Consider the following 25,682-nt stretch of genomic DNA (forward strand, 5'->3'; position numbering starts at 1 on the left):
AGTTCTGCTCACCTTTTCGATTAGAAAATCTCGTGCTCGTAGCCCACATTCTCATACAACGAGAAACATGTAACAAATCTTGTCTGATAAAATAATAATGGATGTATAAACCACTTAATAGAAATTATTAAGGATAAAATCATGTGGAATAAACTCAACAAATCCATGATGTTCTGTCAGATGATGTTTGGTCTGTCGTTCTATGGCGTTATGGTCATTCTTACTCGCTTCTTTCTAGAAAATCTAGATTACAGCGAAGCCGATACAATGATGGTTGTCGGTGCCTTCTCCTCGATCGGGCCACTGTTTGCTATTGCTGGCGGCTTTATTGCGGATAAATTCTTGGGCGCTTACCGCTCCCTCACTATCGCTTATTTAGGCTTTACCTGCGGCTACGTACTACTTGTACTCGGTGCTTCGACCGTGAACATTCCAATGAGTCTTGCCGGTATCGCATTAGCCAGTTATGGACGTGGCTTGATGTCTCCTTCTTACCCAAGCCTTTACAAGCGCACGTTTAAAAGCCAAGAAGACTTTGAGAATGGCTATCCAGTAAACTACTCCGTGAACAATGTAGGCGCACTGCTGGGTCAATATCTGTTCCCTATGTTTGTGCTTGTCATCGGGTTCTATGGAAGCTTTGCACTGTCGGGCATTTTAGCCTTTGCCGCTCTATTTATGCTATTTACCTTTAGGAAGCAGCTGCAAGGCGTCGGCACCGACATCGATAAAGCGCCTGTATCGACCGCTAACTGGATCAAATTTGGCATTACTTCCGTGGCAATGATTGGCATGGTGTTTTTCATGTTCTCAAACATGGATATTGGTAAGAACATCGTTTACGCCATCGGCTTAGCCGCTATCGGTTACTTTATCTCTTTGATGTTCAAAGCTGAGAGAGCAGACGCCTTGCGCATGGGCACCATTATCATCGTGACCGTGCTAACTACAGCCTTCTTTGTCTACTACGGTCAGATGATGACCTCTATGACCATGGTCACCATCAACACAATGCGCGGTGATCTATTCGGTCTTATCCCTATTGCACCAGAAGCCTCGATGTCGATGAACCCACTATGGTGTATTGTCGCTGGTCCAGTGATCGCAGCGACCTTCTCAGGTCTTGAAAAGCGTAATATTCACTTTACCACCGCGACCAAGATCGGCTTCTCATTCATTCTGACGGCAATTGCGTTTGGTATCCTTGCGTTTGCAGTTAAAAACGTCGGTGAAGACGTAATTATTCGTCCAGAAATCTTCCTAGTAATCCACTTCTTCCAAGCATTTGCTGAAGTGATTGTAGGCTCTCTAGTCGTTGCCTTTATCCTGTCTGTTGCGCCTAAGCATATTGAGAACTTCTCTGTTAGTCTGTTCTCGGTGGCGATTGCACTATCAGGTATTGTTGGCGCCGTGTTCTCGACATCGATCGCGGCAGAGAAAGGACAAGAGATCACTCAGGAGTTTGTACAAACCGTCTATGGTGACTATTTCGGAATGCTCACAATGCTCGCTGTTGTGATGGTTCTGGTAGCCTTGGTCTCTTCCATCGCTATTCGTAAAATGCTCGCCGCCGCAGACGAGCATCAGCCGGAAGTGGAGCTTACGGAAGCAGAAGGCTAGATAACAAAAAGGCTCGCTACACATAAGTCGGCGAGCCTTTTTGATTTGAACAAGCAGTCACTATCAATTCACATTGATGCGTGTATCTCTCTGGTCATACATCTCCGGAGTGACGTGCAAGCCTCCCGAATAACCCGCTTTTTCTAGCATTTCTCGAACCTCTCTTACATCGCTCTCAGTGACCGGCTCTTCTCTTGCCCCTAAGTGCAGTCGCACGAAGGTGATGAGATCTGCCAGCTTTTTATCTGAGAGCACATCTTCGAAGCTCGCCATTGGCATGAAGTTACGATCCTTATCGAGGTAAGTTGGCTGAAGCCCTCGAATTGTCACCGCTATTGTATTGAACGGATCACTGTGCATGATTATCCCGTTGTTTAGCAATGTCGGAGCAATCGGGTCTCGCCCTTTGCCATCCGCACCGTGGCAAGCACCGCATGTTTGGTTGTACGTAGCGTAGATTTCCTCTGCATACGCGGCGTCATCAAACCCTTTTGGCTGCAAGACAACAGCGGTCTCGCTAATCATGTTGTTGGTATCGCCAGCCAGCAAATAATACGACATAGACTCAATGTCTTCTCGGGTCATCAAACTAAGGCTATTTTTAATTACATCCGCCATGCCCGCAAAGGCCGTTCCTTTATCTGAATGTCCGGTATGGAGGAAGTCAGTTAATGACTTGAGATCCCAGCCATCAACATAGAGTTCCTCTGCCGTAATATCGGGCGCATTCCATCCGTCGATGAGATTACCCTGAAAGATGCGATCATTATCTAGCGCCTGCGCAATGTTGCGCGGCGTGTGACATTCTGAACAATGCCCAAGCCCTGCGACCCAATATTTGCCCCTCTGCCACTTATCAACATCCTCCACCTTGCCTTGCAGTTCTGTCGGCAGGTCGTAGTTCATTGGCGTTCTGTCAGCAAACACAATATCCCAAGCGAGCAAACCCAATCGTATGTTGGCGGGGAACATCATTTCATTGGTGTCATTACGGCGAGCAACTGCCGCGATAGATTGCATATACTCCCACATATCCCGCATGTCTTGCTCTGTTACGTATTGATATGAGGTAAACGGCATTGCGGGATATAGGTATCCATGTTTGCCCTTCCCATCAACCAACGCTGCGCGAAAATCCTCATAATCGTAACTGCCTATCCCTTCAGTCACATGCGGGGTAATGTTGGTCGAGTAGATGGTGCCAAATGGCGTGACAAAAGGTAGGCCTCCAGCGAATGGCTCTCCTCCCTCTGCGCTATGACAGGCTACGCAGTCACCGGCGTGGGCGAGATACTCCCCTCTCGTAACCGCTTCTGCATCTAGAGAGGCAAGTCGTTGGTCACTTTGAAGCCGTGCGTAGGTGATGTAAGCACCGAGCGCTAAAATTTCGTTTTGTGAAAGCTGCCCACCAAAGGCTGGCATCACGTTATTGAGTCCTGCTCTGATCGTATGTTGGATCTCCTCAATACTGCCTCCGTGTAGCCAGATGTTGTCAGAGAGGTCAGGTACGCCCGTTTCGGTATTAACCAACCTTCCGTCACCGTGACAAGATGAGCAGGTTTTTATGAACAGCTCTTTACCCAACTCGACTTTCACCTCAGGGACATCAGTATGGCGTTGATTCAAAGATGCTAAATAATAAGAGATCTTTGATATTTCATCAGGTCGAAGTACATCTATCCAACCGGGCATCGCACCGTTTCGGCCTAACTCAATGGAGTGAATAATCGCCTCATCTGATCCACCGTACATCCATTCATTATCAATAAGGTTTGGGAAATGCTTAGCACCCTGAGCATTGTCTCTATGGCAAGCGGCACAGTGAGTTTGAAACAACATACGTCCAGACGACACAATCTCGTTGTTGCTAGCAAGCGATACTAGCGAGGTGTCTTGTACACTTTCAAATTGCTCATCAAGCGAAGTCGATGGACGACTGAGTTTATCTTCGGACTGATCATAATTCATTAGACCAGACCAACTGCCAATTCCTGGGTAGAAAATGAGATAACCAAACGATATCGCAAACGCAGCAAAATAAGAGACAAACAAAATCTTAGGTGGCGGTGCGTCGTTCTCATCGATACCATCAAAGGTATCTAACACCTTATCTTTGTCTGCCAAATGATTGCTGCGCCAATACTTAACAATGACGCCGACCATCAGAATAAAGAAAATAATGGTGCAGATAGCTGCCCACCAGCTCCAGAAGCTACTCATTACAGTCCCTCCTCTGCGGTATCAACACCAAGACTTTGAAGATAATGGATCAATGCCTCGCCTTTGGTCTTGCCTCTTACTTGCAGTCGGGCATTCGCGATTTCATCTTCGGTGTAAGGCACACCTAATGCACGCAGCGTTTCCATTTTGCCAGTAATGTCATCACCAGAGAGTACTTGCTCAAACAGCCAAGGGTACGCTGGCATTATCGAGGTTGGGATGACTCTACGTGGGTCGATAAGGTGAATTTCGTGCCATTGGTCGGAATATTTGCGACCTAAGTTCGTGAGATCAGGACCAGTTCGTTTTGAGCCCCACAGGTTTGGAAATTCATAGATGTCGTCAGACTCCTGGTTTGCTCTGCCGTTGCGCTTGGTCTCCGGCTCCAAAGGGCGCACCATCTGAGTGTGGCACACATGGCACCCTTCACTGATGTAAATATCTCGCCCTGCCACTTCGATTGCGGTCAGTGGTTTAGCTTGGCTCTCAGCGACTAACTCAGGCGTTCTTAGCAAGTTGGGTAACACCCAAACCAAAATAGAGAAAGAGGCAACGACCGCTGTCGATACAATCAATATGACGAGTGATTTTGTAAAATCCGCATTCATATCACGCCTCCTTAGTTACAAGAGCAGCAGGTGCTCGCACTGTTTTGTAAAGATTTATCGCCATCAAGAACAAGCCAAGCACAAATAACGCCCCGCCAAAGAAACGTAGGAATAGCCAAGGCGCTTTAAAGTTCATCGCTTCAACGAAACTATATTGCAACTCACCATTCTCACCTTGCGCTAGCCACATAACGCCTTCACCAATACCCGCTACCCAAAGCGCGATGGCGTACAAGGCAACGCCTGCGTGCGCTAACCAAAAATGCCACTTAATGAGTCGCGGTGACCATAGCTCTGTCTTGCCCCACAAACGTGGTATGAAGAAGTAAAAAACCGCTATCCCCGACATGCCTACCCAACCCAAGGCACCGGAGTGAACATGCCCAATCACCCACTCACTGTTGTGAGCAATCATGTTGAACCAACGGATGGCAAGAAGTGGCCCTTCAAAGGTCGCTAAGCAGTAATAGAGAATCGCAGAGAAGAAAAACAGCATGATGTAATCTGTTTTGAGCTTCTGCTTATTTTGTAGCAAGGTCATCGCACTGTTGAACGCCCCCGCCCATGAGGGAAGCCAGAGGATCAGCGACATCACGATACCTATATTTTGTACCCAGACCGGTACCGAAGAATAGATGAGATGATGCGTGCCCGCCCAAGTGTAGAAGCCGACCAATCCCCAGAAGTGAATGATGGACAGTCTATATGAGTAGATGGGTCTGTCTGCGACCTTAGGGATGAAGTAATAATTCATCCCAATGACACCTGCGGTAAGGAGAAAGCCTACTGCATTGTGACCCCACCACCATTGAACAATGGCATCTTGCGCCCCCGCAAACACGGAATAAGACTTCATCAATGACGCTGGCATCGCAAGGTTGTTCACGATAAAGATCATCGCGATGACGATTATGAACGCTGCGAAGAACCAGTTAGCGACGAAGATATGCTGGACCTTGCGTTTGGCGATCGTACCGAAAAACAAAACACCGTACAGCACCCAAACCAGCACGATTAAGAGATCAATCGGCCATTCTAGTTCGGCATACTCTTTAGACGTGGTATAGCCGAGAGGCAAGGATATCAGTGCAAGAAGCAGAACGAGTTGCCAACCCCAAAACACCATCCAAGATAAGCTTTTATTGAACAGGACGCACTGACAGGTTCGCTGGACGATGTAGAGGGATGTCCCCATCAAGATGTTGACGACAAAACCGTAAATGACGCCAGAGGTGTGCAAGGGTCTAAGCCGCCCAAACTGAAAATACTGAGAGTCGAAGTTTAAGGCTGGCCAATACAACTGCGCCGCCAGAATGACGCCAATAACCATTCCGGCAATAGCCCAGACGAACGAGGCCAGAATGAAATAACGAACTACTTTTGTGTCGTATTGAGTCGCCGTGATGTCCATAGTGGCTCCTTCACTGCTTGTCGGCTTCTGTGCCAAGTTTTGAGTAGTAATAAGCGATATCGCTGATGTCTTGATCACTGAGCGCGTCAGCTTGCTGCTGCATTAATACCGCCAAGCCTCCGCTGCGTTCTCTGGTTTGATAAGCCTTTAACGATGTGATGAGGTAGGCCATCTTTTGCCCACGAAGATTCGGGTAAGACTCTATGCTGGATATGCCATTGTCACCATGGCAGGTCATGCAGGTCTTGGATTTTTGTTCACCAATCTTAAATCGCTCATCTGCAGCGACCAATGGTGATAACACCAGCGACCCTAACGCTAGTTGAAGAGATAGGAGTGTGACGGGTTTGATCATAATACGCGTCCTTGTTTGGTCAGGATTATGACTGCATAGTTGTCAAAGCATAGGTAGTGGAGACCCGATCAGTCAAAGCGTGCGCGTTCATTGGTTTAACACTTGATAGCTTGTTAGCTCCGTGCTCAATACTTCAAGAGGCGCACAAGTTGCTTACGCGCCTACACGTCAAACAGTGCAAATATCGAGCTATTTACTTGAGAAAAGAGAAGAAATAAGAACTATTTCTAATTGGAAATGAGCCTTACAAACTCTATCGGACCGAGTGGCTTCGAAAACACATATCCTTGTCCAAACTGACAGCCATGTTCCGTCAAAAATTCAACCTGCTGTTGATCTTCAACCCCTTCCGCAACCACAACCAAATCTAACGCTTGTGCCATCGCAATAATCGCTTGAACGATCGCATTGCTGTCAGCCTGGCTAGGGACATCATTGATGAAAGAGCGATCGATTTTGAGTTTGTTGATCGGTAGTCCTTTTAAGTAGGAAAGTGATGAATAACCCGTCCCAAAATCATCGAGCGAGATATCTATCCCCAGCTCTCGCAATTGACCTAGGGTTGCGAATGCGTGTTGCTGGTTTCTTAATAAGAAGCTTTCGGTAATTTCTATTTCTAGTTGCGATGTCGGAAAACCAGTTTGTTGTGTAATCTCCACCAGTTGACTCACGAAGTCGGAGCGTTGCAACTGTAATGCCGAAGCATTGACGGCGATTTTTCCAAAATTCACACCAGAATCAAGCCATCGCTTGCCTTGCTCACAAGCCGCACGGAGCACCCAGGCACCGATACTTTGAATCAGGCCCGTTTTCTCAGCAATGGGAATAAACACACTTGGAGGTATCCAGCCGAGATCGGGGTGCTCCCAACGCAGTAATGCCTCAACCCCAATTAGAGAACGGTCTGAAAAACGGTACTGAGGTTGATACGCTAGGGATAACTGTTGGCGGTCTACCGCTTCGTGTAAAGCGGACTGAATACGCACATGTTGTACCGACCTATCCGTCAGATCCGGGGAATAGAATGCATAGCCATTGCGTCCATTCTTCTTGGCAAGATACATTGCCGTGTCGGCGTTTTTCAGTAAGGTTTCGCTGTCACTTCCGTCATCAGGATATAGCGCAATACCAATGCTTCCAGACACACAAATGTGGTCGTCTTTCTCTATTTCAAATGGCGCATTAAAAACACTTAAGGTCTGATCGACAATATCGAGAAGCTCCGCCTCAGAGCGGTACCCCGTCAAAATCATCACAAACTCATCACCACCAATTCGACCCACAGCTCCGTTACCCTTTTGGTGCGAAGTGAGGCGCTTCGCGACACTGGCGAGCAGCTTGTCGCCATAATGGTGCCCTTTACTATCATTGATGTGCTTGAAATGATCGAGGTCGAGAAACAGGGTTGCGAAGGGTTGACGCTCTTGTTTACCCACCTCGATGTGCTGCTCCAATAGTCGGGTTAGGTGAGCTCGATTCGGGAGATTGGTCAGTGGGTCGAAAAAAGCCATGCGGCGCAGCTTTTCTTCATTGGTTTTACGTAAAGAGATGTCTTCAAACACGCAAATATAATGAAGTAGGTCTCCGTGATCACCAGTAATAGCACTTATCGTCGCCATTTGAGGATACACAGTCCCATCCTTCTTACGGTTAATGAACTCCCCTTTCCATTGACCGTTTTCTTTTAGTTGATCCCACATGCTGGTATAGAATGCCCGGCTATGGTGGCCTGACTGCAAGAAACGCGGGTTCTCACCAATCACTTCCGATTCTTGATACCCAGTCAATACCGTAAAAGCACGATTCACATCCATGATTCTGGCATTGTGATCTGTGATCATCATGCCTTCTTGGAAGTTATTAAAAATCTCGCTGGTGATCGATAGTCTGGCTTCTACTTGCTTGCGACGAGTCGCATTTCGGGTCATGCCTATAATGCCCACAAACTCCCCACTCTCATTATGAATAGGCGATTTAACCGTTTCTAGCCAAACTTCATTTCCGCGCTTATCAAGCGCGGCACACTCCTCAACGGTATGCTGAGATCCATGAGAAATGATTTGATCATCAACTTGTTTGAAGTGCCTTGCCCTCTCAGCATCAAACAGATCATCATCGGTTTTACCGTAGATATCGTTTCGATGGCGCTGCCATGCGATTTCGCTGGCTTCATTGACCGCAATATATTCACCGTTTGCATCCTTGACCCAGATATGGTCATCAAGTGCATCGATAAATTGCTGTAAGGTAGGGAGGTTCTTGCTGGACATGGTACTGAAACTCGGGACTGTCGGTTACTACTCGGCCAGGCCGAAGTTTCAGTATATCGTACTAAATGAAAGGACAAATTTATACAGAACAACTGTTTGAATCTGCAATTTATAAGTACCTAATATGGGGTAAAGTGCACATCAAAGTTTACAAAATCACACAGACTATTACTGACGTAAAAGTAGTTAGACCTTAAGCAATCAGTACATTTTTAAGCTGTGTCAATGAGTTAACTTCATAATTAGGCGTAATTCCCTCAGGGGCTGCAGCACCTTGTGTGTTAAGCCAACAAGTTTCAACACCAAAGTTAATCCCGCCCAATACATCTGAATGCGGATTGTCCCCCACCATCAGCACTTTCGACTTACAAGGCAACCCCATAAGTTGGTGCGCGTGATCGAAGATCCCCAAGTCTGGCTTTGCTACGCCGACCTGCTCTGAGATAACCACATGCTCAAAATAATTTGTTAAGCCAGTACGCTCAAGACGAATAGCCTGTAGCTCGGTGAAACCATTGGTGATAATGCCAAGTTTGGCTCTACCTGAGAGGGCATCAAGCAGCTCTTTGGCACCCGGAAGCAAAGTACAGATATCCGCCATGGCTTCCAAAAACGCAGAGTTCATCTCTAAAGGGGTGATACCGAGCTTAGCTGCCCACCCTTCAAAACGAATCTGTTTTAGTTGATCCGCAGTGATTTTGCCATCTTGGTAATCGACCCATAGTGGCTTGTTGACCAACTGATAGGCGTCGTAGTCTTCACATGTAAAATCAACGCCAAAACGCTCGAACATCAGTCTCATTCCACCAAATGAATCGAAGTGGAATAATGTCTCGTCGGCATCAAATAAGATCCAGTCATACTTCATTATTGTTATACCTTTATTAACTATCGGGGCGATTATATACGCTCTAAAAAACAAACTGTACCCACATAATTTGGTGCTATCCAAAACATGCATAAAATGCATAGATGGATTCACAAAATGTCATTTGAGTCATACCCTGTTGATCATTACACTGCGCGCTCTTTTTATTTCACTTTTGGGCGTTATGTTTTCACAATCCATTTTTGCTCAGCTAATGAGGATGTCGCTTTTACTGGCAGTGACTCTGTTGGCGGTACATCACTCACCAAAGTTATTAGACTTGCTGGCACAGCAAGCGATTAACAGTGGGTGTCACCAACAGAACCCATCTGATCCCATGGATCATTCTCATCATCAACACCACCATCATTAGAGCGTCATTACAATGAGTATTTTCCGCTTTCCAGCCCTTGTCTGGCTGGGTATTGGTATCCTGATCGTTAGTCTGGGTATTCGTCAGTCTTTTGGTATTTTCATGATGCCAATCTCTGATCACTTTCAAACGGGACGTGAGTTCTTCAGTTTTGCGATTGCGCTGCAAAACTTACTGTTCGGTCTTTTCCAGCCGTTCGTGGGCATGGCTGCAGACAAATGGGGCTCAAAGCGCATTATTCTGCTCGGCGCTATTGCCTATGCAGTCGGTCTCTATCTGACGTCGATTACAACAGAAGCCTCGGTTCTATACTTCTCACTGGGCGCATTAGTCGGCTTAGGTCTCAGTGCAACTAGCTACGTTATTGTGCTTGGCGCCGTCGCCAAAGTAGTACCAGCAGAGCACGCAGCGAAAGCATTCGGCTTAACAACTGCTGCTGGGTCTTTTGGTATGTTCGCGATGATTCCTGGTGCGCAGCTGATGCTTGAAGATATGGGTTGGCAGGGTGCGCTACAAGGCTTCGCTGTGCTTTGTACCTTGATGATCGCCTTTTCGCTATTCATGAAGTCGTCACGCCAAGGAAAAGCAGCCTCTACTCAAGTCGAAGCAAACGAATTAACGCTGAAAGAAGCATTAAAAGAAGCGTTTAATCACAAAGGCTACTGGCTTATCCATGCAGGCTTTTTCGTGTGTGGTTTCCATGTCATGTTTATCGCTACGCACTTACCGAGTTATCTAGCGGATAAGAACCTCCCAGCAAGCAGCGCCGCACTGGCACTGGCTTATGTGGGTATCTTTAATATCTTTGGCTCTTATTTCTGGGGTTTGATGGGTGACAAGTTCAGCAAACGCCATGTAATGTCGATGTTGTATCTATTTAGAACGGTAGTGATCGCTGCATTTGTGACCATGCCAGTTACCGAGCACACCGCCGCTCTTTTTGGTGGAGCCATTGGCTTCTGCTGGTTGGGTACGGTGCCATTAACTTCGGGCCTTGTTCGTCAGATCTTTGGTGCGCGCTATCTATCGACTCTGTATGGTTTAGTCTTCTTTACCCATCAGGTTGGCAGTTTCTTGGGCGCTTGGGCTGGCGGTCGTATTTATGATTACTACGGCTCTTATGAACCTATTTGGTGGTCAACTGTGGTACTAGCATTTGTAGCAGCCTTGATTCACTTACCTATTAATGACAAACCGCTTCGAGTAGCGACAGCTTCGTAACACCACTCCTTCTTTCCAAAAGGCCAACGAGTTCGTTGGCTTTTTTTGTTTTTGTCGTTACATCAATGTGACTTCAATCGCTAAGTTCGATAGATGCGACTTTTCTCCTATAGCAAGTATGATAAAAGTTTCCTAGCATTAGAGCATTCACTCATTTTCGGATTAACGCTGTGGAAATTGAATATCAGAGTACCGTAGAAGACTCGCAACTTGTCAAATGGCTAACGACTAAACTCAGTCATCTTCCTGAGGATGCACTCACGAAAAGTGAAGACGCCAATACGTTGAGTCGTAGCGATGTTTTTCAGCTTAGCTCTTTAATCTCGGACTACTTCTCGCAAGAGAATATTGCTCACAATGAGAAAAACTATTCCATCGTTTATGGCTTAATTACCGGCTATAAAGCCGAACAGCCAATATCTCGACAAGACATGCTGGAGTACTTGGAGAGCTGCGTTTTTCTATTTCAAAACTAACCTAACCGCAGATTAACCCTACCAATAGTTTCCGCCCCCACAGACAAAAAAAGCCCCTCACTAGGAGGGGCAATAGTACCATCGCTTATAATTATAGTGATATGCCAGTAAATTCTGTCACTCGCTAACTCTCTGATTCAAAATGAATCGTGCGATAATTGGAAATTGTGTTCAAACGCTTGCTGGCAAAACCGACATTAACCGAAGTCACCGTTTACGTAACCTTGTGTACGGTCATCGCTTGGGTTTGAGAAGATAACCTGAGTGTCGTTATGCTCTACTAGCTCTCCCATTAGGAAGAATGCAGTGCGGTCTGAAATACGACGAGCTTGCTGCATAGAGTGCGTTACGATAACGATGGTGTAGTCTTTTTTCAGCTCTTCCATCAGCTCTTCGATTTTGTGTGTCGCAATTGGGTCAAGTGCAGACGTTGGTTCATCCATTAGGATAACGTCAGGCTGCATTGCAATCGTACGTGCGATACACAGACGCTGCTGCTGACCACCAGACAGACCAAACGCATGTGACTTAAGACGGTCTTTTACTTCGTCCCAAAGCGCTGCGCCGCGAAGCGAGCTTTCAACCACTTCGTCGATGTGCTTCTTGTCTTTGATGCCTTGTGCACGAAGACCGTAAGCCACGTTCTCGTAGATGCTCATTGGGAATGGGTTTGGCTTCTGGAACACCATACCTACTTTGATACGTAGGTCTGCAACGTCGATGTTGCCGTAGATGTCCGTGCCATCCATTTCTAGCAAACCGGTAATTTTAACGCCTTCTATAAGGTCGTTCATACGGTTCAAACAGCGAAGCAGTGTTGACTTACCACAGCCCGACGGGCCAATTAGCGCCGTAACTTGGCGAGTTGGGATCGGTAGGTTGATCGCTTTAAGTGCTTGGTTTTCGCCGTAGAAAAGGTCTAGGTTTTCAATGTTAAACTTGTTCATGTCTCTATTCTCTAAATTCTTTGTCGTGTTAATTCGTATTTAATTTGATGGCTTGGCTCTTTATGGTCTGGCCTCACCATCAGTCGAATTGTTCTCAATTAGTACGTTGCTGTATTAAAGCGGCTAGCGATAAACTTCGTTAGCATATTGATAAGTAGGACAACCACAATCAGTACAGTCGCTGTACCGTATGCTTGGTTCCACTCATCCATGGTAAACAGTTCCGTTGTGAGTTTGTACAGGTGAACCGTTAGGGTACGACCTGAATCTAGCAGTGAATCTGGCACACGTGCCACCATACCTGCTGTCAAGAATACCGGTGCAGATTCACCGATAACACGACCAATACTTAGAATGACCGAAGTAAGAATACCTGGAGTTGCACTTGGCAGAATAAGACGCCAAATAGTGTAGATTTTCGACGCACCCAAACCGTAAGAACCTTCACGGTAAGTTTGTGGTACCGCCATTAGAGCTTCTTCTGTCGTACGGATAATAACCGGTAGAATCAAGATACTTAGCGTAAGTGCACCCGATAGAATCGAGAAACCAAAGCCCATGATGACGACAAAGAACGTCATACCAAACAGACCGAAGATGATTGACGGAATACCCGCCAACGATTCAGTACAAAAACGGATAACCTTAACCAGCTTACTGCCTACCTTCGCGTATTCCGTCAGGTAGATAGCCGTCATGATGCCCAAAGGCGCTGCGACAGCAATCGATGCAATAACCATGTAAATGGTCGAGATGATCATCGGGAAGATGCCCTTCTCTTTACCTGTTGCCGTGTAGTTGTCAGTAATAAAGTTCCAATCTACGTGCTGAAGACCATTGGACAGGATGTACCAAATAATCCAGAACAAGAAGCCTACGGTCATTGCCGCTGCTGCCCAAACAAAGGCATTGAGAATCGCGTCTTTTTGAACACGCGCTTTCTTTAGTTTTACTGTATCCATAATAATTACTTCGCTTTCTCACGGTTCAAGTACAGAAGAATCGAGTTGAGCATCATGATAAACACGAGAAGCACAACACCTGTCGCGTAAAGTGCGTTTGCATGCACGCCACTTGCGTAAGACATTTCGATTGCGATGTTTGCAGTCAGTGTACGAGCAGAATCTAGAATGCTGCCAGGCATAGCCGGTGCGTTACCCATAACCATGATAATTGCCATGGTTTCGCCTAGCGCACGACCGATACCCAGAATCACGCCAGTCATGATGCCTGAACGAGCCGCAGGAACGAGAAGTTTAAAAATGGTGTAAATCTTTGATGCACCAAGAGCCAACGAGCCCTCTTTGTAGGTGCGTGGTACTGCACGAATCGATGTCTCCGAAACGGTAATTACCGTTGGAAGAATCATGATGCCAAGTACGATGATACCCGCAAGAATTGTGTTACCCGCTGGTACATTAAACACCTGCTGGATAAGCGGTACGATGATAATCAGACCAAAGAAGCCGTAAACCACCGAAGGGATACCCGCAAGTAGTTCAACCGCAGGACGGATAATGTCCGCTAAACGCTTTGGTGCGATTTCAGCGATAAAGATAGCCGTTAGAACACCAATTGGAACACCAACGACGACAGCACCAAGCGTAGAGACAATCGATGCCACAATCATGGTTGCAACACCGTAAAGCGCTGGTGGTAGCCAGTGCTGACCTAGTACGATGCCACTCACACCCACTTCTTGGAATGCTGGGATACTTTCTTTAACGATGAAGTAAGCAATAACGGCAAGAGAAACGATACCGATAATTGCACTGGTTAGGAAAAGTCCGTGGAAAATTCTTTCTTTCCAATCCACTCGCTTTTGAGCCTTAAGGCTGCGAGTTTCAGACTGAGTCGCTTCATTGTTCATAAGCTTCTCACTATTTGTTGCGATGGTCATAATACTGCTTCTATTTTTAAATACTTCGATAGACGCGCAAAAGGCTCAGCCCGAAAAGGTGGGCCGAGCAACTTAAATAATTTACTGGGTGACTTAGTTTACAGTGATGTAACCTTTGTCAGCAGATAGAGCTTGAGCTTCGTCACCAACCATCCAATCTAGGAACTGTTGAGTTTCTGCTGAAGGAGCGCCATCTTTGTAAAGAACAAGGAATGGACGAGCTACTTTGTAAGAACCGTTCTTAACGTTGTCTACAGTTGCTGCAGCGCCATCGATAACTAGAGGCTGAACTGTTTCATCAACTGTACCTAGAGAGATGTAACCGATAGCGTATGGGTTGTTCGCTACAGATACTTTTAGTGCACCGTTACCGTTAGCAACTTGAGCACGTTGAGAGATAGCAGAAACTTTCTTGCCGCTGATCTCCATTTTAAGCTTTAGGATGTCTTCAAAAGCGCCACGAGTACCAGAAGCTGTGTCACGAGTGATAGCAACGATTGGCTTGTTTTCGCCACCTACTTCGCTCCAGTTTGAGATTTCGCCTTTGTAGATGCGAGTGATTTGGTCAGCAGTTAGCTCTTTTACGCTGTTGTTTGGGTTAACTACAACTGCAATACCGTCACGAGCGATAACCAGCTCTTTAAGGTCTGCTGATTTTTCTTCTGCTTTAAGGTCACGAGAAGAGATACCTAGGTCTGCGCTGCCATCCTTCGCTGCACGAATACCTGCTGAAGAACCTGGTGCTTGGATTTCGATAAACACTGGTTCGCCTTTGTTCATGTAAGTTTCTGCAAAAACCTCAACCAGTGGAGAAGCACTATTAGAACCTACTACAGAGATAGTTTCTTTTGCTGAAGCTGATGTCACTGTTAGTGCGCCTAGTAGAGCGATTGCACCGATAACTGTCTTTTTCATCACAATTTCCTTTAATGGCTTGATTGCCTTGTTTCGTTTGAACGCTGACAAGATTAGTGGGGAAATATGACAGTTGTGTTTCAGTTCCTTGAAAGGTCTATGACAAATGAGAATTTTAAAAATGAGGGGTAATGGGAGAAGATCACTATAATTCAGAGGTTTACCAGGCTTATTTGAGCCTAAACTCAAATATGACAGTGAAAAATCGTACGATTATGACTGTCATAAACGAACTCGTTTGATGAGTTTTTCGCCTCTTTTAAGATGCAAAAAGGGCCTCGATGAGGCCCTTTTTACTTATTCACTGTCTGTTGGCTTAGGTTTTTTCTTCGGAATGAATACCGAATCCCCCACAGCAACATTGTTGAAAAACGTTTTGTCGCGTTTGGCAGGCTTCTTAGGCGTCGCTTTCTTCTGCTGAGCTTTGCTTTTAGCTGCCTGCGCTTTCTTCTTGAAAGCCGGCTTCTTAGGACGGAATCCTTTGAACTTGCCTTTCAGGCCTTCAAGTTCAGAGAAGCTAATATCTTGTTGAAGGAATGCCTCGACACGTTTAAAGCTATCCCAGTCTTTAGGACCAACTAATGAAATCGCATCACCTTTGTTGCCAGCACGACCAGTACGACCAACACGGTGAACATATTCTTCGGTATGTTTTGGCATATCAAAGTTGATTACGTGCGTGACAGTCGCGATGTCCAGACCACGAGAGGCAACATCGGTCGTCACTAGGATCTTAAACACGTGACGCTCAAATTGACTCATGATGGTGTTTCGTTGAGTTTGGTTTAGATTACCGCTCAGCGCGATAGCCTTGAGCTGCTTTTCATTCAGCCATTTCGTCAAACGATCGGTATCAACACGAGTAGCGGTAAAGATGATTACCTGCTTGTACTCAGCTTCTTCTAGAATGCGCTCTAACAAAGCTTCTTTATGATCTAGATGATCACATAGGTAGAACTTCTGGGTGATGTCTTTGTGTTCTTCGTTTGATACGCCAATAGAGATACGTTTTGGCGCATCCAGCATCTCTGCTGCGATGTCGTTCACTTCGGCGTGATCGAGCGTCGCAGAAAACATCAATGTTTGACGGCGGCGGTGTTTCGCTGCGTTGTGGATACGACGCAGCTCTGGAGCAAAACCTAGATCCAACATACGGTCGGCTTCATCAAGAACCAAGGTTTCTAGGCCGTCTAAAAACAGTGAACGGTGCTCTAAGTGGTCAGCTAGGCGTCCTGGCGTCGCAACAATGAACTTTGGAAAACGGCGCAGTGCTTTTACTTGGTCGTTGAAGTTCTCACCACCTAAGATAAGTGTTGCCTCGTAAGACAAGCCACCCAACATAGATTTCAGCTCACCATATACCTGCTTTGCCAATTCACGTGTTGGCGCCAAAATCACACCACGTGGATCTTTTGCAGAGAATGCTTTGTTCTTAAGAGATTTATGCAGCATCGGCAATACAAATGCCAAAGTCTTGCCCGAACCCGTTTTTGAAGACGCCAGCAAGTCCTTACCAGCGATGGCTACTGGAATAGCCTGCTTCTGGATATCGGTCGCTTTTTTAAAGTCATAGTGACTTAAGTTCTTCAATAGTCGGTTATCTAGGCCAAGTTCTTTAAATTGCAATGCAAGTTCTCCTCAGACGGTTGCAGGCTAAAAATGAGCGCGCATGATACCCGATAATTCCTCATGCCACCAGCCGATAAATATAGTATCTAACTAGCGTATATACCGCCTATGTAGGATAACTCTGAACACAATTCGGTTGTTTTTTCATCAAAATGAAATAAAATCAGTCTATACAGAGACTTATCACGGTAACATGAACTCAATGTGATTTAGATCACATTAATCTCGCCAGTGTTAATCTCATAATTAAGACAAAGGAAGTTTAACCTCAAAATCGCGTAATTTTTTGGTTTTTCTGACTTTTAAATAATTTGCGTTCTTAAAATTAGGCACTAAACTCAAAAATAGCCTTATTGCTAACAATCAAGTTGCAGGGCTGTTTTAAATACTAATCCTGAAGGAGCTTATAATGAAGAAAGTTTTAATTGCAGCTGCAGCATCGTCAGTTCTACTACTAGCAGGTTGTGCATCTGGTCCAGATGAAGCAACGACAGCAAAAATGGATGACCTGAGCAACCAAGTTAGCCAACTAAGTGCAGACGTACAAGCACTTAAGAATGAAGTACAAATGGGTAACAAAAACGCGATGGCTGCTCAAGAAGAAGCTGAGCGTGCTAACGAGCGTATCGACAACATCGCTCAGTCTTACACTAAGTAAGCATAAATTAGACACTACGAAAAACGCCCACGATAACGTGGGCGTTTTTTTATATCTGTTAAAACACTCTATTCAAGGTCATCCATCGCCGGAACCACCTCTACTGGCACCCCATTTTGAGCGAGCACAGCAGCACGTGCGATTTGATCACGGATGCCATACTCTTCTAACCACCAAGTCAGCTCTTGAGGGATCTCCATGTCTTTCTTGCTACCATCGCTTCGTGTAAGCGGTTCGTGTGCCTCGATAAATACACTGCGATCCGGTTCTAGAGCTACTTTAATCGGTTCATCGATAATGCGCACTTGCATTCCGATATTTGCCTGATGGAACAGCCAGTCAATATCTTTAGGGTCCATTCGAATACAACCCGCACTCACCCTCAGACCGATACCAAAGTCTTTGTTCGTTCCGTGAATAAGATAAGAGCCCGTACCATAAGCCAATCGCATGGCGTAGTCGCCCAGAGGGTTATCAGGACCGGCAGGGACAACATCTGGCAGTTCAACCCCTTTTGCTAAGTAATCCTTGCGAATAGACGCTGGCGGCGTCCAAGTCGGGTTTTCCCTTAACTGACTTATTTTGGTAGTCATCTCTGGCGTATCTTGTCCAATACGACCGATGCCCACAGGAAAAATGTGTACCAGGTTTTTCTCTGGCTCAAAGTAATACAAACGAAGCTCAGCAAGGTTAATAACGATCCCCTTGTACTCAACCTCTGGCAGAATTGCTTGGCTCGGGATGGTCAAGACATACCCTTCTTTTGGTAAGAACGGGTCTACGCCTTTATTTGCTGCCATCAAAGACAAAAAGCCAACATCGTATTGCTTGGCAATGTCTGACATTGTTTCGCCTGCTTCAACACTGTGGTACTGGAGAGTGCCCACCATGTTACTTCCATCAGTAGGTAGCTCAAATGTCGCGGCGCTCACCCATTGAGAGAGTCCTAAGCATGCTGCTAACAAGGTCTTACGTAACATCAAAATTGGTCCTTCGCTTCTTTGTATAGTGCTAAGGTTATCTCTCTTTGCGTCTTATGATCAACTATTGGCTCCGGATAGCCCAACGAAGCAAACTCTGACCACGTCCATGGCTTATGGATAAATTTATTGGGAACATCACGCAGCTCAGGGAGCCAAGAGCGAATAAACTCACCTTGGGAGTCAAAACGCTCTCCCTGAGTAATCGGGTTGAAGATTCGAAAATAAGGCTGACCATCGCACCCTGTTGATGCACACCACTGCCACCCGCCGTTGTTAGCCGCAAAGTCACCATCGACAAGCTTACTCATAAAATATCTTTCTCCGCGGCGCCAGTCGATGTTGAGGTCTTTGGTTAAAAAGCTCGCCACAATCATTCTTAACCTATTGTGCATCCAACCAGTTTGGTTCAGTTGCTGCATGGCGGCATCAACGATAGGGTATCCCGTCTTTCCCTCGCACCAGCGCTCAAACCACGAATCCTCACCCGGCCACCTCAATGCCCTTTCCCAATCTAAGTATCCGTGATGTTTGCTTAACTTAGGTTCAAAATGGGTTAGGTGTTGGTAAAACTCACGCCAAATGAGTTCGCTCAACCACACTTGAGCACCTTCGGATAACGGTTCGTTACCCGCATCGTAGTAAAGCCGCGCGATACATTGTCTGACAGATAACGCTCCGATAGCCAAATAAGGACTGAGTTGACTTGTACCGTCTATCGAGGGAATGTCACGCTCGGTATTGTAGTAACGAGCCGATTCATCAGAAAACTGCCTTAATCGTGCCAATATGTCCTTGGTCGATACCAACCACTGACTGCTGTCTTGGCGCGGGTAATCAAACACGTCATCTAATGACGCACTAACCTCTTGAGGCAAAGACACCTCGGCGGATACCTTCGGTTTTCTTACCTCGGCGTGAGAGAATTGGTTCTGCCAAGCTTTTCGAAAAGGCGTAAAGACTTTGAAGTAGCCACCTTGCTTGTTCAGTACTGTTCCAGGCGCCAGCATACATTTGTCTGAAAAGGTGTGAACTGAAATATTGTGAGTCGATGCTGCCTGGGATAAAAATGTTGCACGCTCGACTTCATTAAACTCGTAATCGCTGTTCAAATAGATATCGGTAATGCCTAATTCGAGACAGTAGCTGATCAACCAATCGTTCGCAGAACTGAAATTATCACTGCGCCCGTAAATAAGTGGGACATTAATATCGCTAAGCTCGGATTCTAGTTCACCGAGTCTTCGGTAGATGAGATCAGCCTGTATTGGAGACAGATCATGTTGCTCCCATTGTTTAGGAGTAACGATGTAACAGCCAATAACAGGCGTGGTTCCATCAATCGCTTCAATGAGGGCAGTGTTATCAATCGCCCTTAGGTCACGGTTAAACAACACCAATCTCATGTTTCAATACTCTCTTTATCTTCTAATAGATGTTCTATTACAGGAGACAGTTTCCATAGTACTTCTCCCCTTTCTCTTTGAATGCGTATCGACTCAAGCTGTTTTTCAGATAAGGATTTCTCTGCGAACAACTGAACCGAAACAAAGCTAGAGGGTTCGGTCTGAAGTACCGATAGATCTTCGACGCCATCTAGAAACGTGACACTGACACCCTGTTCTGCAAGCTTGGCGTAATTGAGCCATGCAAAAGGGTTCCCTGCTACGTCCATACTGACAAACAGGACGGACTCGCTCTTCTTGCGTGTAGAATCTCGAGCCGACATCACTGCGAGCTTCTGAACAAGAGAAGTTCTGAACAAAGACAACTGTATCGCTTTAGGACCTACTTTCAAAAACTCTGCAGCGTTAAGTACTGGAACCACGAATTTGCTTTCTACTATTTCGAGAGGGTACTCTTTCAGTACGACAGTCAAAATCTTGTCTACCTTGCTTCCATTCAAGTGGCTGAGCGCATCTAGCATCTCAGACACTTCTTCTAGCTGCTCAGTCTCAATATTCGCTTGAAAGATTGTGTTAGAGTCGAGTAACGACTTGACCTTGCCTATAGAAACGCCCTTGCTAAGCCAACCTTGTATGGTATTGATACGCTCAACGTCCTCCGACGTGTAGAGCCTATGCCCCTTGTCAGTACGCTGTGGCTGGATCAAGTTGTATCGGCGCTGCCACGCTCGCAAGGTAACGGGCTTTACGCCCGTTAAATCGGCGACTTCACGGATCGCATATAGAGTTTCATTACAAGCCATACCTTAGACGCATCTCCTCTGGGTGTGGTTGCAAAAACTGCTGCTGCGCCAAGTATTCATCTGGATACGCATTGAGATAGTGTTTCAGCAGCGTAAGTGGAGCAAGAACAGGAAGTATGCCCGTACGGTAGTCGTCTATTACCGTCGCAAGTTCTGCTTTTTCAGCTTTAGTGAGCGAGCGTTTGAAGTAGCCTTGGATGTGCATAAGAACGTTGGTTACGTTTTTACGGCTTGCACGATTCTTAAGACCCTCCATCAGTCCGAGGCGATAAGCTTGATAAAACTCTTCAGGGCTATAATCGGCTTGATTGGCCACCAATCTACCTAACTCCTTGTACGAGGCAGGGTCATGCGCCATGAGCGTCAGCTTGTATCGTGAATGAAACGCAACGATTTTACCCGCAGTTGGCTCCCCATCCATTGATTTGTAGAAGTCATTCAGGCCATATACGCGCGATATGAAGTTCTCTTTCAATATAGGGTCATTGAGCCTGCCATCTTCTTCCACTGGCAGCCAAGGCATAGTCTCCATCAAATGTTTTGTATACAAGCCAACGCCATCGGTTGATGCGTGACCATTTGAATAGACCTTCACACGCTCCATACCGCAGCTTGGCGATTTCGCGCACACGATGTAGCCGCACATTTCGGTATCTTTGAGTTCATCGACCTTACCTCGGGTGAATTGCATCATGCCATCGGTATAGTCTTTCGAAGCGTCTTTTGTTTCAACTAGAATAATGCGCTCTTCGTCACTCATTAATCGAATCGTAGGACGTGGAACAGACAGTCCCATGCCCACCTCCGGGCACACGGATACGAAGTCAAAATAGTCACGAAGTTCTTTGTTTACGTACGTGCTTTGCTTATGACCTGAATCAAATCGAACCTTTTCACCTAAAAGACAGGAACTGATACCCACTTTAATTTTGTCACCCATTGCCATCTCCCTATTCTTATCGCTCTTGCTAACGTTGTACAAAAAATATCTATGTATAAGTATTAGACTACTTTGGAATGTGATACAAAAAATTGTTTTGTACAATTATATGGAGAGGGGGAACGATTGGTTCACATCGAGATGAGAAATAACTCGCCATCGCTGTTAGTTGCAGAAAAATCGATTGCTCTACCGCTTTCAACACATTTAGTTATCATCCTGTCATTATCTTCTCCTTACAGATAAAACTGTGACTAAACTCTCATAGAACCCTTACACCAAGCGCTAGAATCACCCACAACAAAGAACGACACGTTCAACAATATTAGTTAAAACTTTAGGAGTGACTCCATGGCAACCCCACATATCAATGCAAAACCAGGTGATTTCGCAGAAACTGTCCTAATGCCAGGCGACCCACTTCGTGCTCAATACATCGCTGAAACCTTCCTAGAAGACGTTGAGAAAGTGTGTGATGTTCGTAACATGTTCGGTTACACCGGTACTTATAAAGGTCAACGCGTGTCCGTTATGGGTCACGGTATGGGTATCCCGTCATGCTGCATTTACGTTCATGAGCTGATTAAAGACTACGGTGTAAAAAACGTTATTCGCGTGGGTAGTTGTGGCGCTGTGCGTGACGATGTAAACCTAATGGACGTTGTAATCGGTATGGGTGCTTCTACTGATTCTAAAGTGAACCGCATTCGCTTCAACGATCACGATTTCGCAGCCATCGCAGACTTTGGCCTACTAGAAGAAGCGGTTAAGCAAGCTCGCCTTCAAGAAGTACCTGTAAAAGTGGGTAACATTTTCTCTGCAGACCTGTTCTACACTCCAGAAGCTGATATCTTCGACAAAATGAAGCATCTAGGTATTCTTGGTGTTGATATGGAAGCCGCTGGCATCTACGGCGTTGCCGCTGACCTTGGTGCAAAAGCACTGACCGTACTTACTGTTTCTGACCACATCATTCGTGGTGAAAAACTAAGCTCAGAAGATCGTCAAAAATCATTCAACGATATGATGGTCGTCGCACTGGAAACTGCGATTAACCTGTAATCAGAAAAAGCCAGCTCTCAGCCTGAAATGAGCTGGCTTTTTTCTAACTGGATAACGATAAAGCGTACTGTGAGATAATCACTGAGTGAGTCCGCGGTGCGAAACAAACCATAGGGGGTGAACGTGTCAGAAGGCAGACTGCCGATGGCCGCAGAAGGGTTACAGCTCAATTTTTGTAAAACATTGGCGTGTGACAATTTTGGACTAAGTGATGCAAACCTCTATATCCTGCAGCACAGTAACCCTAAACGGCCAGCGATGGTATGCCGCGAGTGTGGCGCGTTTCCCCCCCTACTTAACAACCAAGAAGTTCTCAATGAGCTTAAACGGTTGAAACTTCATCATCATGAAGGACTCCCTTCATGCAAAGATCCTCAATGCGAACATTTTGGGCTCTCTGTTCATACCCACAAAGATCGTTACCACTCGTTTGGTTTTAGTGGTGATCGTCAACGCTACCGCTGCAAAGCTTGTCAGGGTACCTTTGTTGATAAATGGTCTGGAAGTAACAAGAAACTGAGCTTTCAAGAGTCGCTTTTAGGGCTGCTTTTCACCGGATATTCCGTTCGTGAGATTTGTCGTAAGTTAGGTATTAATCCGAAGACTTTCTACGATCACATTGATCAAATCGCGAGTCGTTGCCGACGTAAACTCGCGGATATTGATGGTCGCTGGATAAAACATGCCGATACTTTTGAACTCGCATCGCATTATCGTGCACTGCAACCACAAAGTAACAATGGTGTTTTTTGGTTTGCTACCTGCGACGCTAAATCGGGGTATGTGCTTTGCCAGCACACGAACTATTCTGCAAGTGATGCCACAGACGCGTTAGAAGATCATGACGCATACGCTGTAAATGCTCAGATTGTTCCGAAAAGCTATAGCGCAGAAACCAACCATGAGATTTCAGCATCAGCGTCCGATTTAAAGGCACGCATTGACCTCACCTATCAAAACATTCTGGCAAGAAGCAATGTTGAAGACCCTTTGGGGAATTACGCGCGTTTTTCGTACCCTGCGGTGGGGTCGCTCATTCGCGCACCTTATACTTCCTATGCACACTATTTGCTGATTCTAGAGTCACTGTTCGAGGAAAACTCAGACGGCAATAAACGTATTACTCTCTACATGCCCCAAGATCCTGTACTTCGTTCTGCCGCGCTGAGCGTTTTCTTAAAGCAGATTCAAAGTAACCATGTCGAACTGATGTATGTAGAACAAGACGACCAATGGCAAGATGGTGAGACTTCCGACCTTGTGGATGTGGTGTTAATGGGGTGGTGGAGAGATCGCTGGGCAGTCACTCATCAAAGCTCGGGAGCAAGCAAAGGCGTTTGCTACTTAGCTGGTAGCAACCCTAACGTCTCATACTGGCTACAAACTGCGAACACCAAGCAGGTCAGTTTCTATCAAGATAGATTCCAGCTATTGTTTGAGAGCTTCGTTAATGAGCCCAGAAGAAAGCTAAGACCCGCTGGAATACATCCCCTTCTGGATATCTTCCGAGCTTGGCACAACTTATGTTATCAAGATAAGCAAGGATTGACGGCCGCTCAGAGACTTGGCGTCACCGACGCTCCGATGACGCTTCGCTGTCTACTTGATTAGCTAGTTTGTCGCTTACAAAAAGAACAAAGAAATTCCCAGTAGCGCACACAGAGTACCGACAACACTACGACGAGAAATTTGCTCTCCTCGCACTGCGTAGATAATCAAAATGAACAATGGACTGGTTGCAATAAGGGTCTGCGCTACTGCCGGATTCGCATGCTTGAGCGCAATTTGTTGCAGCCACAACGCAAGGAAAGTTCCAACAAAGATAGCGGCGATTAGCCAATACCAACTCACCGCTTTCATAGTGCGCCCTTGCTGAACCATCGAGCGGTAAGGCTTTTTCTCGAACAGTGGAATAAGACAAGCAACAACGGCCACACCAATAGTCAGACGGATAAAGGCCCCGAGAAGCGGTGGCAAGTCCCCTTGGACTAGCGCAAAGTGAGAGATAACCACCCCCGTCGCTTGGCAAACGCTCGCCACCAACCCAAACCCGATCCCAGAAAGGCTGGTCTTTTCGTTTCCATTACCATTTGGCTGGAACACAACCGCGGTCACCGCGACGGTTGTAATAACGACACCTAACCAACTTTGAAAACCCAGAGCAGTACCTAAAAACATCAATGCCAGGACACCAGACAGTGGCGGTGCAAGCGATTCTAGTAGCAATGTTTTCCCTGCGCCGATGCGTTTTAGAGAAGCAAAATAGGCACTGTCCCCGATAGCAATCCCAATAACGCCAGATATACCAAGAATCAAAACGTAACTTGATTTCAACTCTACTGCTGGCATTGGTATAAAGGGCATCACCAACAGCATCATGGTCGACGCTAATACACCTTTGATGATATTAAGCTGCATTGCAGAAAACTGATGGCTAAATTGACTGTAGATCCATGTCGCGACGGCCCATACGACCGCTGCACCTATCGCGGCGAACTCCCCAAGAAATGTCACTAAAACCTCGAATATTTATCAGATTGCTATTGCACAATACATAATTATAACAAATACTTAACTAGCGTCGATTCGTTGCGCTTTTTGTAAATGTTGTTGAGCAAGGATGCATTATGTTTCTGGACTATTTTGCCCTAGGGCTACTCGTGTTTGTTGCCCTGGTACTGTTTTATGGAATCATCGTTATCCACGATATTCCCTATGAGATCGCCAAAGAGCGCGACCACCCTCATCAGGATGCCATACATGTCGCAGGTTGGGTAAGCTTATTTACGCTCCATGCCATCTGGCCGTTTCTGTGGATTTGGGCCACGTTATGGCGCAATGAAAGAGGTTGGGGCTTTCATAAGCTCGAAGAAGAACAACACGACCTTCACCACCGCCTAGAAAAACTGATTGATCAAGTTAGCTCACTCGAGCAAGAGGTGGGCTACCTCAAAGGCAAGCAAGCACAAGAAAAAGCCGCCGCACAAACTCAATCACAGCCTCAGGCCGAGGAGAAGTAA

At 46.1% G+C, this 25,682-nt stretch carries 24 protein-coding genes; 8 read left to right on the forward strand and 16 right to left on the reverse strand.

All coding sequences use genetic code 11. From position 1 onward, the window contains the following. Window positions 1-141 precede the first annotated feature (141 nt). A complete protein-coding gene (locus tag LY387_RS18135) occupies window positions 142-1,620 on the forward strand; it encodes a peptide MFS transporter (protein ID WP_234497234.1) in 1,479 nt (492 codons plus the stop codon). Between the two features lie 63 nt (window positions 1,621-1,683). On the opposite strand, the gene LY387_RS18140 is transcribed toward LY387_RS18135, so the two are convergent. The 6 genes from LY387_RS18140 to yjjG all read right to left on the reverse strand — a co-directional run bounded on the left by LY387_RS18140 (window position 1,684) and on the right by yjjG (window position 9,352). Beyond that, window positions 1,684-3,840: a c-type cytochrome gene (locus LY387_RS18140; protein ID WP_234497235.1), complete on the reverse strand. Its 2,157-nt coding sequence runs from the start codon at window positions 3,838-3,840 to the stop codon at window positions 1,684-1,686. Then, on the reverse strand, window positions 3,840-4,448 hold the full coding sequence (locus LY387_RS18145; RefSeq protein WP_234497236.1) for a cbb3-type cytochrome c oxidase subunit II: 609 nt from the start codon (window positions 4,446-4,448) through the stop codon (window positions 3,840-3,842). Before LY387_RS18145 ends, LY387_RS18140 begins: the two co-directional genes overlap by 1 nt. Before the next feature lies 1 nt (window position 4,449). Beyond that, on the reverse strand, window positions 4,450-5,859 hold the full coding sequence (gene ccoN, locus LY387_RS18150) for a cytochrome-c oxidase, cbb3-type subunit I (RefSeq protein WP_234497237.1): 1,410 nt from the start codon (window positions 5,857-5,859) through the stop codon (window positions 4,450-4,452). Window positions 5,860-5,869: 10 nt separating this feature from the next. After that, a complete protein-coding gene (locus tag LY387_RS18155; RefSeq protein WP_234497238.1) occupies window positions 5,870-6,214 on the reverse strand; it encodes a c-type cytochrome in 345 nt (114 codons plus the stop codon). Window positions 6,215-6,441: 227 nt separating this feature from the next. Beyond that, window positions 6,442-8,484, reverse strand: coding sequence for a putative bifunctional diguanylate cyclase/phosphodiesterase (locus LY387_RS18160; RefSeq protein WP_234497239.1), 2,043 nt, complete (start codon window positions 8,482-8,484; stop codon window positions 6,442-6,444). Window positions 8,485-8,677: 193 nt separating this feature from the next. Further along, entirely contained in the window at window positions 8,678-9,352 is a 675-nt protein-coding gene (yjjG, locus tag LY387_RS18165) for a pyrimidine 5'-nucleotidase (protein ID WP_234497240.1), read from the reverse strand. 184 nt (window positions 9,353-9,536) lie between these two features. Between yjjG and LY387_RS18170 the strand changes: the two genes are divergently transcribed. From LY387_RS18170 to LY387_RS18180, 3 genes are all read left to right on the forward strand, one after another. Then, window positions 9,537-9,725, forward strand: coding sequence for a hypothetical protein (locus tag LY387_RS18170; RefSeq protein ID WP_128649017.1), 189 nt, complete (start codon window positions 9,537-9,539; stop codon window positions 9,723-9,725). Window positions 9,726-9,737: 12 nt separating this feature from the next. Then, a complete protein-coding gene (locus tag LY387_RS18175) occupies window positions 9,738-10,946 on the forward strand; it encodes an MFS transporter (RefSeq protein ID WP_234497241.1) in 1,209 nt (402 codons plus the stop codon). Between the two features lie 170 nt (window positions 10,947-11,116). Continuing rightward, window positions 11,117-11,422 carry a hypothetical protein gene (locus tag LY387_RS18180; RefSeq protein WP_234497242.1) on the forward strand — a complete coding sequence of 102 codons (306 nt, stop codon included), beginning with the start codon at window positions 11,117-11,119 and terminating at the stop codon, window positions 11,420-11,422. Between the two features lie 197 nt (window positions 11,423-11,619). Here the strand turns inward: LY387_RS18180 and pstB are convergent, their stop codons facing one another. From pstB to LY387_RS18205, 5 genes are all read right to left on the reverse strand, one after another. Continuing rightward, entirely contained in the window at window positions 11,620-12,369 is a 750-nt protein-coding gene (pstB, locus tag LY387_RS18185) for a phosphate ABC transporter ATP-binding protein PstB (RefSeq protein ID WP_128649019.1), read from the reverse strand. A 98-nt stretch (window positions 12,370-12,467) separates the two neighbouring features. After that, a complete protein-coding gene (gene pstA / locus LY387_RS18190) occupies window positions 12,468-13,331 on the reverse strand; it encodes a phosphate ABC transporter permease PstA (RefSeq protein ID WP_042495108.1) in 864 nt (287 codons plus the stop codon). Window positions 13,332-13,336: 5 nt separating this feature from the next. Further along, complete coding sequence (gene pstC / locus LY387_RS18195; protein WP_234497243.1) at window positions 13,337-14,269, reverse strand: phosphate ABC transporter permease subunit PstC; 933 nt, start codon at window positions 14,267-14,269, stop codon at window positions 13,337-13,339. A 93-nt stretch (window positions 14,270-14,362) separates the two neighbouring features. Further along, window positions 14,363-15,184 (reverse strand): phosphate ABC transporter substrate-binding protein, encoded by an 822-nt coding sequence (locus LY387_RS18200; RefSeq protein WP_234497244.1) that lies wholly within the window; start codon window positions 15,182-15,184, stop codon window positions 14,363-14,365. A 297-nt stretch (window positions 15,185-15,481) separates the two neighbouring features. Beyond that, window positions 15,482-16,810: a DEAD/DEAH box helicase gene (locus LY387_RS18205; protein ID WP_234497246.1), complete on the reverse strand. Its 1,329-nt coding sequence runs from the start codon at window positions 16,808-16,810 to the stop codon at window positions 15,482-15,484. A gap of 412 nt (window positions 16,811-17,222) precedes the next feature. Between LY387_RS18205 and LY387_RS18210 the strand changes: the two genes are divergently transcribed. After that, the gene (locus LY387_RS18210; RefSeq protein ID WP_042470870.1) at window positions 17,223-17,471 is read left to right on the forward strand and encodes an Lpp/OprI family alanine-zipper lipoprotein; all 249 of its coding nucleotides are present in this window, start codon (window positions 17,223-17,225) and stop codon (window positions 17,469-17,471) included. A 68-nt stretch (window positions 17,472-17,539) separates the two neighbouring features. Here the strand turns inward: LY387_RS18210 and LY387_RS18215 are convergent, their stop codons facing one another. From LY387_RS18215 to LY387_RS18230, 4 genes are read right to left on the reverse strand one after another with little or no spacing between them, the layout of a single operon-like run. Further along, window positions 17,540-18,451 (reverse strand): L,D-transpeptidase family protein, encoded by a 912-nt coding sequence (locus LY387_RS18215; RefSeq protein ID WP_234497247.1) that lies wholly within the window; start codon window positions 18,449-18,451, stop codon window positions 17,540-17,542. After that, window positions 18,451-19,857, reverse strand: a complete 1,407-nt coding sequence (phrB, locus tag LY387_RS18220; RefSeq protein ID WP_234497248.1) for a deoxyribodipyrimidine photo-lyase — start codon at window positions 19,855-19,857, stop codon at window positions 18,451-18,453. Before phrB ends, LY387_RS18215 begins: the two co-directional genes overlap by 1 nt. Beyond that, entirely contained in the window at window positions 19,854-20,660 is an 807-nt protein-coding gene (locus LY387_RS18225) for a MerR family transcriptional regulator (RefSeq protein ID WP_234497250.1), read from the reverse strand. The genes phrB and LY387_RS18225 overlap by 4 nt, the downstream gene beginning before the upstream one ends. Beyond that, window positions 20,650-21,600 (reverse strand): YbgA family protein, encoded by a 951-nt coding sequence (locus LY387_RS18230; RefSeq protein ID WP_234497252.1) that lies wholly within the window; start codon window positions 21,598-21,600, stop codon window positions 20,650-20,652. The genes LY387_RS18225 and LY387_RS18230 overlap by 11 nt, the downstream gene beginning before the upstream one ends. 351 nt (window positions 21,601-21,951) lie before the next feature. On the opposite strand from LY387_RS18230, the gene deoD reads away from it, so the two are divergent. Next, window positions 21,952-22,662, forward strand: a complete 711-nt coding sequence (deoD, locus tag LY387_RS18235) for a purine-nucleoside phosphorylase (RefSeq protein ID WP_128649023.1) — start codon at window positions 21,952-21,954, stop codon at window positions 22,660-22,662. Window positions 22,663-22,785: 123 nt separating this feature from the next. Continuing rightward, on the forward strand, window positions 22,786-24,273 hold the full coding sequence (locus tag LY387_RS18240; RefSeq protein ID WP_234497253.1) for a lactate dehydrogenase: 1,488 nt from the start codon (window positions 22,786-22,788) through the stop codon (window positions 24,271-24,273). 12 nt (window positions 24,274-24,285) lie between these two features. Here the strand turns inward: LY387_RS18240 and LY387_RS18245 are convergent, their stop codons facing one another. After that, entirely contained in the window at window positions 24,286-25,176 is an 891-nt protein-coding gene (locus LY387_RS18245) for a DMT family transporter (RefSeq protein ID WP_234497254.1), read from the reverse strand. Between the two features lie 113 nt (window positions 25,177-25,289). Between LY387_RS18245 and LY387_RS18250 the strand changes: the two genes are divergently transcribed. Further along, complete coding sequence (locus tag LY387_RS18250) at window positions 25,290-25,682, forward strand: DUF3302 domain-containing protein (protein ID WP_234497255.1); 393 nt, start codon at window positions 25,290-25,292, stop codon at window positions 25,680-25,682.

The organism is Vibrio maritimus (assembly GCF_021441885.1).
GTDB lineage: Bacteria > Pseudomonadota > Gammaproteobacteria > Enterobacterales > Vibrionaceae > Vibrio > Vibrio maritimus_B.